This window comes from Paenibacillus sp. JNU01, from assembly GCF_059130585.1.
In genome coordinates this window covers 3,021,452-3,034,625 of the sequence record NZ_CP169723.1, presented here as the reverse complement: position 1 = coordinate 3,034,625, position 13,174 = coordinate 3,021,452, and the positions used below count along the sequence as shown (strand labels likewise).

Here is a 13,174-nt window from a genome sequence, read left to right as displayed (position 1 = left end):
AGAGGAGATTATATGGCCAAGATGCGATTATATTGTGTTCCTTATGCAGGAGGGTCAGCATCAATATATAACAAATGGAAAAAAGGGTTATCCGAATCTATCGTGCTGACTCCTGTTGAACTTGCAGGACGAGGATTGAAATTCTCCAAGCCGCTCTATGAAAGTATTCAGCAGAGTGTAGATGATGTATTTGAGTATATAGCTCGCGATTTGCCAGATGAGGAGCCATATGCCCTATTTGGACATAGTCTAGGAAGTCTGATTATTTATGAACTGTATAACAAAATGCATGAAGAGCAGTTTAGGAAACCGATACACATGTTTTTTTCTGGGCGAGAAACACCGGATTATAAAAAAGAACAGGTCTATTACCATTTACCCGAAGGACAGTTCATAGACCGCATTAAGGAAATGGGCGGTACACCGGATGAGTTCTTTGAGAACCAGCAACTGATGGATATGTTTATCCCCGTATTACGTAAGGATCTGGAGATGAATGAGACGTATACTTATGAGGAGAAGCCTTATAAGCTGCAATGTGATATTACGATACTGAACGGAGCAGAGGATGAAGGCTATATTCTGGATTGTGCAGAACGCTGGAGAGGTTATACGGAACAAGGAAGTGCCGCCCGGATATACAAAGGGGGGCATTTTTATTTATTTGAAGGCAGTATGCATCGGGTTACAAGCACGATCAATCAGACATTAACAAGTTATATGGAGTAGAATCCTATACCGAGGTGAGGTGTCAAATGAATCAACGGCAGATTACACCAATTGAACAGCTGGAAGCAACCATACTGGACGTATTTCATGTTGTACTGGGAGCTGATGCGGGAGTCACAACCACAATTAATTTTTTTGACTTAGGGAGCGATTCATTGCTTCTTGCCCAGATCTATAATCAACTTGAAAAATTATATCCGGCTCAGATTACGTTAACCAATATGTTTGCCTATCCCACGATCTCGAGACTTGCCAAATTCATCGCAGACCAGGAAGGCATGGAACTGGAAGCATATCCTGTTCCTTTGGATTACATGCAGCATGCAGGACAGGCTCTTCAAGACCATCGATATGAATTCCGGATCGAGAAGGAGCGCTTCAATAAAATTAGAAACTTGTCCAAAAATGCAGGCTGCACGCCTGTAGAATGGTTGTGGTCTTTGTTTGCATATCTGTTGACGGAGATTGGCAATCAGCCGCAACTTACGGTCTATACCCTGATTTATCGCATGAACCATATCAGTTCCATCTCACTGGATGTGCAAGAGGTGCAGGATTTCAATGAGTTGTTTGAAGTAGCCAAACAAACTTTACATTCAGCAGACGAACAGCCTGGCCATCATATTCAGGATTTGGTAAGAACAGGGATGAAATCGCAACATGACTCCATCCGTCCGCTATTCTACGAGGCCGATTATGTCAGTGGGGGCAGGGGGGCGCTGGAGGAACTGTTTGATGTCATCTGTGAAATTCAAAATGAAAAACGAAATATGGTGGTAACGCTGTATTGTAAACCCCGAATGAATACCGTTCAATGGAATCTTTTTTTCAGAACCTATGATCAAATGCTTGCCAAAGTGATTGAAAGTCTCCGCCCAGCGGCTGAAAGGGGATAAAACAATGAAAAACAAACTGATGGATTTCAGTGAACTGGGTATTCGTGACACAACTCAGGCGGAGTCGTCTAGTCAGCTTCCACCAATGGCAACTCCAGCTACCACCCGTCCGGGTGATATCGCGATCGTTGGGCTCAGTGTTCGTATGCCCTTGGCAGATGATGCGGAGCAGTTCTGGGATAACCTGCTGCATGGTCTGGATTGTACGAGGGATCTGCCGGAGCAGCGACGCCAGGATGCCGATAATTACATCTCACGTAAAATGAACCCTGGTGAAGACAGCAAATACTTGGATGGCTCTTATCTGGAACATATTGATACCTTTGATTATCCTTTTTTTCGATTTACACCGAAAGAAGCCAGTTTGATGAACCCGGCTCAACGTATCTTTATGGAGACGGCATGGGCCGCTTTTGAAGATGGAGGATATACCAGTGAGAAGCTGGCGGGAAGCAATACAGGAGTATACGTTGGACTGGTGTCCGATCTGGAAGGTTATCGGTATAAAGAGATGATTCATGATGTGGAGCCACAGTCTCTGCCGATCTCGGTCACAGGCAATTTATCCTGTATTTTACCCAGCCGTTTATCCTACCTACTTGATCTGAGAGGACCGAGTATGGTGGTGGATACAGCCTGTTCTTCATCTTTGGTTGCAGTTCATCATGCCTGTAATGCCATTCGTTTGGGTGAGTGTGACATGGCGCTGGCAGGAGGCGTAAAACTCAACGTGCTTCCGCTGGACAAGGACTACTATCGAATGGGCATTGAATCATCAAATGGCATGACACGCCCCTTTGATGATAGCTCAGATGGTTCCGGAATAGGCGAAGGTGCGGCGGTCATTATGCTGAAACCACTTCAGGATGCCATCAAGGACAAGGACCAGGTGTATGCGGTCATTAAGGGCAGTGCCATTAACCAGGACGGAAACTCGATGGGGATTACAGCGCCGAACGCCAGAGCCCAGAGTGAGGTCATTGTGAAGGCGTGGAAAGCGGCGGGGGTCGATCCGGAAAGTATCGCTTATATTGAAACCCATGGAACCGGGACGATCTTGGGAGATCCGATTGAAATCGATGGCATTAAGGGAGCCTTTGAGCAATACACCGATAAGAGGCAATTTTGTGCCATCGGTTCGGTGAAGTCCAATATTGGACATTTGTATGAGAGTGCCGGGATTACCGGACTTGTGAAATCCGTATTGTCCTTGAAAAAAGGGATTTTACCTGCGGTGCAGCATTTCGATCGCCCGAATCGCAATATTGATTTTAGTGGCACACCTGTGTATGTAAATACACGTAACCGGATCTGGCCTGCTGCGGGTGAACCTGTGCGAATGGGAGTCAGTGCATTTGGTTTCAGCGGTACCAATTGTCATCTTATTCTGGAGCAGGCGGGTGCAGTGGAAACGAGCAGCGAGACTGAGATGCGGGAATACCTTTTCCCTCTTTCAGCCAAGACGCTTCAAGCCCTGCAACAATATATATCCAAATATACGAAATATCTGAAAACAACCGATCACTCGTTAGCCGATATATGTTACACGGCAGGCACATCCCGGACGCATTATGAACACCGTCTGGTACAGATTGCTTCAAGCAAAGAGGAGTTGCTCGCGCAACTAATTGAACTTGAAGAGGGCGGAGTGGATTCCATTCGAGAGCAGTCAGTCCCGGAGTCCAGTCAGCTGCATTTAACCGCTCATTGTGAAACCTATCTTGGGGGTGGGGAGGTAAGCTGGCCAAGCCTGTATTCAGGTGAGGATGTTCGTCGCATCAGCATCCCGACGTATCCATTTGAAGCTCATCGCTGCTGGATTGAGCTATCTGCTCCTCCTTCCCTAGCCAAGACGGATGCGATCGCTATGGAGAACATACACCATTATGAGTTGGGTTGGGTTCCTGAACCGGAACGTAATTCCGCTCGAAAGTTATCAGAAGGTCATATCGTTATTTTTAGGGACGATAAAAGAGAGGGAAAAAGAGAAGATCTATCTCTTCGTAAGGCACTACAGCAGCAGGGGCATGAGGTTATTGAAGTGTTTAATGGACCTTCGTTCCTTCAAGTATCTTCCGAGGAGTATGTCATTTCAGACCAGCGTGAGAGCATGGAACAATTGTGGGCTCATCTGGATGAATTGACAATTAACCGGATTATCTATATTCAACAGGATCAGTCCTTTCATCCATTTTTCTATCTTCTTCAGGAAATGATAGGTGCCCAATCGCTTGAGCCTGTTGACCTGGTGTTGTTGACGAATCCAATCCACTCGATAACGGGAACCGAAGAACATGTATTTCCTCAGGCTGCCCTGATGTTTGGGCTGGGTCTGGCAGGACGCAAAGAAGATTCACGTCTGCAATGCCGTTCCATCCAAGTGGATGCGGAGACCTCGCTCCAGGATATTGTGGCCGAACTGGATCACGAAAGTGATGATTATGGTGTAGCTTATCGTGCAGGTGCGCGGTACATTCAGCAGTTTGGAGCGCTGGACCCGATTGCGTATCCTAAATGGAACTACAACATTCGCAAAGACGGATTATATCTCATTACTGGCGGACTGGGCGGCATTGGGCTGGAGCTTGGACTACAACTCGCGGAGCGATACCCGGGAATTACACTCGCACTGGTGAACAGAACCTCGCTTCCCGCACGAGAAGAATGGGATAGCATTGTAGCTGCATCATCCAACGACGTGTCAGCTCGGAAAATCGAAGCTGTACAACACATGGAGGCTGCCGGAGCGACAGTTCTTCCTTACCAAGCAGATATTTCAGACGAAGCTTCCATGCGAGTGATTCTGAGTGAACTTCGTCAGCAATATGGTCGTATTGCAGGTGTCATTCATGGAGCGGGGGTTGCTGTAGGTGGAGATCATCCGCTTAAGGACAGAACGATAGAAGAAGCTGAACAAGTATTACGCCCTAAAGTGCAAGGAACCCAGATCGTGGATCAACTCACCAGAGAGGACAATCCAGACTTTTTTGTGATGTTTTCATCCATTGCAACGATATTTAGCGGGCCGGGCCAGGCTGATTATGTAGCTGCCAATGCGTACCAGGATGCTTATGCAACCTATCGCAACCAAGAGATGGACGGAACAATGACGGTCAACTGGTCAACCTGGAAAGAAACAGGCGCAGCTGCCGCAACTGGCTACGGCGTAGACACCCTTTTCAAAGCCATGACCAATAAAGAGGCTCTGACCTGGCTGGATCAGGTGGAAGGACGACAGATCGAACGTGTATTAATAGGACAGATGTCAACAGACCGTGGCATGTTGAAGATGATTCGGAACTATCCGTTTAGACTTTCTCCTGAAGTGGAGAGCTGGATTGATTCACGTCTACAGAGAGCCTCATCACCGAAGGCGCCAGCGCCAGTGACCCCGCAAAGTGTGTCCCGACAGGATACCGTGCTGAATGGTGCGGATAACGGAGAATACACGCCATGGGAGAGACAGGTTGCAGATGTGTGCCAGGCTATTCTGGGCTTTCATGAAATTGATATCCATGACAGTTTCTTCGAACTCGGAGCTGACTCGATTCTGGTGAAACAAATGTATGCACAACTTGACCGTCAGTACCCGGGAGTACTCGTTGTCGCAGATCTGTTCGAACATCCGTCTGTGCACCGATTGGGTGGATATCTGGCTGATAAAACAGGCCATTCACAGGAGAAGAAACAAGCAGAGGAGCCAGTAGGTGCTTCAATTGCGCTGGACGAGGAGGTCCATTCTCTTTTTGATCAGTTGGAAGATGGCAAGATCAGCATGGAGGATATGCTCAAAGGATTAAAACATATCTGATATGTAAGGGGACGATACATTGGAACAGTTGCTTAAATATATTATTGAGAATACGTCTGGTGGCAAAATCGACAAAAAAACGGCGATTGATATGATTACGCTGTTGAAACAGCAGAAAAAGAATACTCGTGAAGATATTGCCATCATCGGCATATCTGCACATATGCCCATGGCTGATCATGTGGAGGAGTTCTGGAACAATATTGAGAACAAAGTGAATTCCATTGTGGAATTTCCTGAAGCAAGACAAGAGGATGTTCTGAAATATGTACGTTTCAAACAGCAGGATGAAGACGGGTTGAGCTTCATTAAAGGCTCTTATCTGGACGAAGTGGACAAGTTTGATTATCGCTACTTTAAGCTGACACCCAAAGAAGCAGCCCTGATGAGTCCTGATCAGAGAATTTTTCTCCAGACGGCATGGGAAGCAGTGGAAGATGCAGGTTATGGAGGCTCGAAGTTATCGGGTAGCAACACGGGATTGTATGTAGGATATTACAGCAGCACCCGAGATAATTATGCCAATATTATTGCCGATGTAGAACCGGAATCCATCTCGATCTCAGTAACGGGCAATGTGACGGCGGTACTGGCGGGGAGAATATCCTATCTGCTGAATTTGAAAGGACCCAGCATGGTGGTGGATACCGCATGTTCATCATCACTTGTTGCCGTCCATATGGCCTGTCAGTCGATCCGAAGTGGAGAGTGTGATGCAGCCATAGCGGGTGGGGTGAAGGTGAATACGCTGCCTGTTTTTAATAAATATGAACAATTTGGCATTGAGTCCTCGGACGGGGAGACGCGGACATTTGATGATGCCTCTGATGGGGCAGGTGTGGGTGAAGGTGTGGCAGCCATTCTTTTGAAACCGTTAAGTCGGGCCATTGAAGATGGAGATCATATCTACGCCGTCATTAAGGGAACTGCTGCCAATCAGGATGGAACCTCCATTGGGTTGACTGCACCGAATCCGCGTGCCCAATCCGAAGCGATCGTGAAGGCATGGAAAGAAGCGGGGATTGACCCTGAGACCATCCGTTATATTGAAGCCCATGGTACAGCGACGGAGCTGGGAGACCCGATTGAGATTAAAGGAATTACCAATGCGTTTGAACAGTTTACCTCTAAAAAACAATTTTGCGCGATTGGTTCTGTGAAATCCAATATCGGTCATTTATATGAATGTGCAGGTGTGACCGGGCTGCTCAAAGCAGTGATGGCCTTGAAACATCAGAAACTGCCGCCGTCTCTTCATTTCGCCAAACCCAACCGCAACATTCGGTTTGAGCAGACACCCGTGTATGTGAATACACAACTCCGACCCTGGGAGGCGGAAGAGGGCGTCCCGCGCAGATGTGGTGTCAGTGCTTTTGGATTCAGCGGAACCAACTGTCATGTCGTGCTTGAGGAAGCTCCAGCCATTACTGCTCAAGACCCGGGAGAGGATCAGGCTTCAGGCAAGCATCTCTTTGTGTGTTCGGCTCAGACGGAAGAGGCGCTTATTCGATTGCTCCAACGGTATGAGCGTTTCTTGAGGGAGAATCGTGAAGTTCCTGTTGCGAATGTCTGTTATACGGCAGCTACAGGTCGTGGGCATTATGAACATCGTCTATCCCTTCTTGTGGAAGACACGGCTCAACTGATTCACCTGTTGGAACAACCGTGGACCCAATTGAAGACACAAGAAGGAGTCTATACCGGTGCTCCTGCGCCTAAACCTACTGGAGCCGAGCGAATGTCCTCGGAAGAACGTGAACGCACCAGACGTCAATCGTCTCAGGCACAGGAACGGATCAAAGAACTTGCTGCCAGTCCTCTTGTATGGGATGAATCAGCACTTCAGGAGCTGGCTTTACTCTATGCCGAAGGTGCAACGATGGATTGGGGACAGCTATATCAAAAGAGACAGGTACGGAAGTTGAGTTTACCTACGTATCCGTTTGAGCCCAGCCGATGCTGGATTGATATTCAAGACCCGACTGCTGTGTCGTTAAAAGACTATTTCCATACGGTGCGCTGGATAGAGGACGAGGGGGATACGACTTTGCATACCTCGGCCCCTTCCTCTTCAGGCACGATCATGCTGATCGGTAATGGTACCGAATTGGAACAGGAACTGTCGGCAGAACTGGAGAGCGAATGCAAGCGGGTCGTCTATGTGAGACCGGGTAACCAGTTCCGGCAAATATCGGAGAATCAATATGAAGTCGGCGGAAATAATCCGGCGGCTTATACTGAGCTACTAGATTTGTTCACAGACGGAGAAATTACCGAAATCATCTATTTATCCTTGATGGGCAATTCATCATATCCTGAAGATTTGGCAGCTATTGAAGCCAGACAACAGGAAGCTTTCTACTCACCGGTCTATCTGATTCAGGCGCTTATGAGCAAAGGCTTTGCTGAAGAGATTCATCTGAACCTGATTGCTGAGTACGCTGGACAAGTCACAGGAAGAGAAGAGAGGATTACCCCTCATAATGCACTCTTAATGGGACTTGGTAAAGTGATTCAGCAAGAGTATGGACATATTCGGAGCAAGTTTATAGATGTGGATCAGTCCATATCTGCGAAGGATATCCTCAAGGAAAGACATATAGACGGTGAAGCTTATGCTGTTTCGTATCGTGAAGGCCAGCGCTATACGGAGACCTTTACAGAGATGGATCTGAATGAACATGAGAGCGTACCTTTCAAGGTGCGTCCAGGCGGTTTATATCTCGTGACAGGTGGTACAAGCGGTATTGGTCTGGAAGCAGCACGCTTTCTGGCTTCTTCGGAGCAAGTGAAGCTGGCGATTGTTGGTCGGACACTTCTTCCGGCGAGGGAAGAATGGGAAGACATATTGGAAACAGGCCAAGATTCCCGTGGTACCAAGATGCAAGGCATCCTTGAACTGGAAGCATTGGGCGCAACCGTTCATTATTACAGTGCCGATCTGGCCGATGTTGCGGGCATGACGGAAGTGATTCAGGATATCACCCAACGCTACGGGAACATACATGGTGTTATTCATGGAGCAGGTATTCCTGGAGACGGATTTATATATCGGAAAAGCGATGAGGAATTCCAGACGATTCTTGGACCCAAGGTGAAGGGAACCTGGACTCTGGAGAAACTGACGCGAGATCAGGACATGGACTTTATGGTATTGTTCTCCTCCGGGATATCTGTCATCGGTGAAATTGGACAAGGTGATTATACGGCTGCCAATTGTTATTTGGATTCCTTCGCGGCATGGAGGACGGGGCAGGGTCGCAGAACACTCTCCATTGATTGGGTATCGTGGAAAGAGACCGGAATGTCCGTGGAATTTGGTATCAATGTGGATGGCATGTTCAAGACCATTCCTACCACGGATGGTATCGCAGCGATGGAAGCAGCCATGAGCAGACGACTCTCACGAGTATTCATCGGTGCGATGAATTATGGAAGCAAACATCTCGCTGCACTTGGGCAGTTCCCATTCCGGTTATCGGATAAGCTCGAAGCTGGAGTGAAGCGGAGTAAGGAAATCGCTGACCAGGGAGCATCGAATCGTTCCAACCGGATCGTACCACAGGAGAAGCATAGTGGGCCCGTAGATCTTTCCGGGAATGAAGGGGGGCTCTATTCGGAAACCGAGCAGCAGGTTGCGCGCATATACAGTGAGATACTGGGTTATCAGGAGATCAATATCTATGATAATTTCTTCGATCTCGGGGGCAATTCCATCATGCTGATCCGTATGCATGAGAGGCTTAACGAGGAGTTTCCCGGTAAAGTGAAGATTGCTCATTTATTTGCACATACGTCTATCCATAAGCTGGCACTTCATGTGAACCAGGGTAACAGCACGGCTGTAAAAACAAAAGTTGCTGCTCCTCTGGAGCAAAAGAAACCAATCGTTGAACAGGATGACGCCATCGCCATTATCGGGATTGCTGCGGAAATGCCAATGGCGGATACGGCAGAGCAGTATTGGGACAACATCTTGAACGGTGTGGACTGTACAACAGATTTTCCAGAGGGACGCAAAAAAGATATGGATGCCTACCATCAATGGATGAATGCCAAGCTGGGTTCGGACAAAGAAGTGCAGTACCTCCAGGGTGCATTTCTGGATGATATTGACCAGTTTGATTATAAATATTTCCGCTTGTCTCCGAAGGAGGCAGGATTAACAGACCCGATTCAGCGGTTGTTCATGAAGACATCATGGCATGCGGTAGAGGATGCAGGTTACGGTGGACGCATCGAAGGAACCAACACAGGTGTCTATATGGGCTTTGCCAGTAGTTTGAATGACTCCTATCTCAAAATGATCTGTGATCTCGATCCCTATCAATATCCGATGTCCATCGTAGGAAATATCACAGCGATGATGCCGACTCGTATTGCCTATCCACTGGATCTCAAGGGGCCTACGATGGTCATCGACACGGCATGTTCCGCATCCCTTGTCGCTACCCATCTGGCCTGCCGGGCCATTCGTAATGGTGATTGTGAGATGGCGATTGTCGCGGGTGCACGGATCAGCCTAAGTCCGTTGGATCACGATTATTTGAAAGTGGGCATTGAATCTTCGGATGGATTAACCAAACCATTTGATCAGGAAGCAGATGGTTCGGGACTTGGTGAAGGCGGAGCCGCCGTTGTATTGAAGTCACTAAGCAAGGCAATTGCAGATAAAGACAATATTTATGCGGTGATCAAAGGAAGTGCCATTAATCAGGACGGAGCTTCGATTGGCATTACGGCTCCGAATCCTGAAGCACAGACGGATGTCATTGTGAAGGCATGGCAGGATGCCGGCATTGATCCTTCAACCATTGGTTACGTGGAGACGCATGGCACTGCGACGAAGCTCGGCGATCCAATTGAGATGGATGGACTTACCACAGCACTGCGCCGATATACAGACAAGCATCAGTTTGTTGCTATAGGCTCGGTCAAGTCCAATATAGGCCATCTGTTTGAAGCAGCTGGTGTGGGCAGTCTGGTTAAAGCGGCTATGGCCTTGAAGCACCGGGTATTACCACCTACGCTTCATTTTGATAAGCCCAACTCATCCATTTCATTCCAGGATTCGCCGTTGTATGTCAATACGAAGTCGAGACCATGGGACGGGAATGGCGAGCCGCTTCGCTGCGGAGTCAGTGCCTTTGGATTTAGCGGAACCAACTGCCATCTGGTACTGGAAGAGCCGCCTGTGATCCAGGAACGGAAGATTACCAGAGATGTGGAGGTGTTCACGCTAAGTGCCAAGAGCCGCAAGTCATTACTTGCGCTGGTTGATAACTATATCCGTTTTATCTCGGAACGTCAGCAGGATCTTTCGCTCAAAAACATATGTTATACCGCGAATACGGGCCGCTGGCATCATGTATATCGGATCGCCTTTGGAGTAACGGACACATCCGATCTGCTCATGAAACTGCGGCTACTCGCTACATCAGGTCTCGAATCCGCAGGTGAGCATCAGCTCTATTATGGCGTGCATAAAGTAGTCACAGAGAAGATCGAAGGGAAAGACCACGAATTGACTGGACAGGAGAAGTCCATCTTGAAACAGGAGGGCAGAGATTGTCTATCCCAATACATGGAGTCTTCAGACCCGGGATTATTACATGAATTATGCAGACTGTACACAACAGGTAGTGACGTGGACTGGAGCCTGATGTATAGGGAAGAGGAAATTCGTAAAATCAGTCTTCCATTGTATCCATACGATAATACACGCTGCTGGGTGGATCTTCCCGAGCAGTCTTCAGTGTACGCAAAAGCGAGCACCAGAACGGTACCGGAAGCCTACGAGCTTGTTTGGCAACAGAAGGAGATAGCGAAAGAGGATTCCGATCAGCCGATCGAAGCGAGCAAAGGTACTACACTGATACTGCTGGATGGGTCCAAATATGCAGCTGAGATAGCGGCACGTATGGAACAGTCGGGGATGCAGGTATATACCGTACTTCAGGCAGATGTTCTGCGATCTGACCCGAACAGTCGAAATGTGGAACAAGTGGAAGTCTATGAACGTGTGCTGCAACAGGTTGGTCTAGAACAACTTTCAAGAATTGTGTATCTGAACGGTGTTGGCTCTGATGAACATCCAGCAAGCGAATCCAGTGACATGGAATCATTAGAGTCGGTGCTAAATGAACGTGTGTATGGCTTCTTCCGGTTTATTCGGGCGTTGTTGTCCAGTTCTCTGAGTCAGCCAATCGAGTTAGTTCTGATATCCCGTGAGGTCAATTGCATTACCGGTTCGGAGCGGATGAAGCCTCATCTGGCTTCTGCCTTTGGAATGGGCAGAGTATTAGGCAAGGAAAACATACAGGTTCATTGTCGTTGTATTGACATCGACGAGAGTCTCTCTGTGGAGCTGTTGCTGCATGAGATCGGTACGACATCTTCCTATTATGAGGTAGCTTATCGTAATGAAACACGATATGTTCAGCAGTTCAGAGCATTGAATGAATCAGCACCTGCTGAAGATGACTTGGTTTTTGACAACGATGGTGTATACATCATTACAGGGGGTACCGGTGGTATTGGCTTGGAAACCGCGCGATATTTGGCTTCCGATGCTCCAGTGAACCTTGCATTAATCAGCCGTACACCGATGCCTGCACGTGAGGAATGGGATGCCATTGTTGCAGAACAATCCAGGCTCAAAGTGATTCATCAAATTACAGTTATTCGTGAACTGGAGAGCCGGGGACATCACGTTAGTTGCCATGCTGCAGATGTGTCGGATCTGGATGCCATGCGTTTACTTCTGGATCAGCTTCGGGCTACGTTCGGGAAAATTAAAGGGATTGTCCATGGCGCAGGGATTGGAAGCTCGGAAATGATCACAAACCGTTCTCAGGCGGGATTTACCGAGGTGTTCTCTCCAAAAGTACACGGTACTTGGGTATTGGATCAACTTACTGAACAGGATGATCTCGATTTTATGGTGCTCTATTCATCGATCGCTTCTGTATTTAGCGCCCCGGGACAGGCGGATTACATTGCCGCCAATGCCTACCTGGATGCATATGCCGACTACAGATCAATGTTTGGCAAGCGCACATTGACTGTGCAATGGTCTACCTGGAAGGAGACAGGGATGTCAGCGGAGCACGGGTTTGCCGTGGATACATTATTCAAAGCCATGCCAACAGAGCAAGCGATGAATCAATTGTCTCTGGTAATGCGGCAATCTTCCGTCCGCCGAGTGCTTATTGGAGAGATTCATTATGAGGGTCAGTTGATATCTGCATTGGACAAAAGTCCGTTTGATCTCTCAACCTCCATTCGCGTGCAATTAGAGCAACGTATGAAGCAGCTGGCAGGCAAGCGTCCTCGGGTATCCTCGTCAGAGGGTCATGATGGAGAAATGGTATTGACAGGTAAATCAGATGCATCCTATACACCGACTGAAAAAGCACTTGCTTCCATCTGTCGAACGATGCTTGGATTTCATGAGATTAATGTAGGGGACAGTTTCTTCGAAATGGGTGCTGATTCCATCGTGCTTATGCAGGTTCAAGCGCGGATTGATCAGCAATTTCCTGGTCTGACCAAAGTTACGGATTTGTTTGCGAACTCCAATATTACCAGTTTGGCTCGTTTTATGGATGAGAAGTCCACTTCGAAGCCACAAGACATGGAGCAGGATTTGAAGCGTGTAATTGACCAGATGGAAAGTGGCGACGTTACGCTGCAGCAGGCGTTGAATAACCTGATTAACCTGTAAAGGAGGAACTGT

General features: G+C 47.8%; 4 protein-coding genes. All 4 read left to right on the top strand.

Going from position 1 to position 13,174, the window contains the following annotated elements; translation table 11 throughout:
• Positions 1 to 12 precede the first annotated feature (12 nt).
• The 4 genes from NLBNIHML_RS13195 to NLBNIHML_RS13180 are packed head-to-tail and all read left to right on the top strand — an operon-like array spanning position 13 to position 13,162.
• Positions 13 to 729 carry a thioesterase II family protein gene (locus NLBNIHML_RS13195; protein WP_472476238.1) on the top strand — a complete coding sequence of 239 codons (717 nt, stop codon included), beginning with the start codon at positions 13 to 15 and terminating at the stop codon, positions 727 to 729.
• A gap of 26 nt (positions 730 to 755) precedes the next feature.
• A complete protein-coding gene (locus NLBNIHML_RS13190) occupies positions 756 to 1,625 on the top strand; it encodes a phosphopantetheine-binding protein (protein WP_494354518.1) in 870 nt (289 codons plus the stop codon).
• 4 nt (positions 1,626 to 1,629) lie between these two features.
• Positions 1,630 to 5,436, top strand: a complete 3,807-nt coding sequence (locus tag NLBNIHML_RS13185) for a type I polyketide synthase (protein ID WP_494354517.1) — start codon at positions 1,630 to 1,632, stop codon at positions 5,434 to 5,436.
• A 19-nt stretch (positions 5,437 to 5,455) separates the two neighbouring features.
• The gene (locus tag NLBNIHML_RS13180) at positions 5,456 to 13,162 is read left to right on the top strand and encodes an SDR family NAD(P)-dependent oxidoreductase (RefSeq protein ID WP_494354516.1); all 7,707 of its coding nucleotides are present in this window, start codon (positions 5,456 to 5,458) and stop codon (positions 13,160 to 13,162) included.
• Positions 13,163 to 13,174: the final 12 nt, after the last annotated feature.

Bases quoted from the DNA above. Each gene is read 5' to 3' on its own strand.
- NLBNIHML_RS13195 (WP_472476238.1), top strand. From the start codon at position 13: ATGGCCAAGATGCGATTATATTGTGTTCCTTATGCAGGAGGGTCAGCA.
- NLBNIHML_RS13190 (WP_494354518.1), top strand. From the start codon at position 756: ATGAATCAACGGCAGATTACACCAATTGAACAGCTGGAAGCAACCATA.
- NLBNIHML_RS13185 (WP_494354517.1), top strand. From the start codon at position 1,630: ATGAAAAACAAACTGATGGATTTCAGTGAACTGGGTATTCGTGACACA.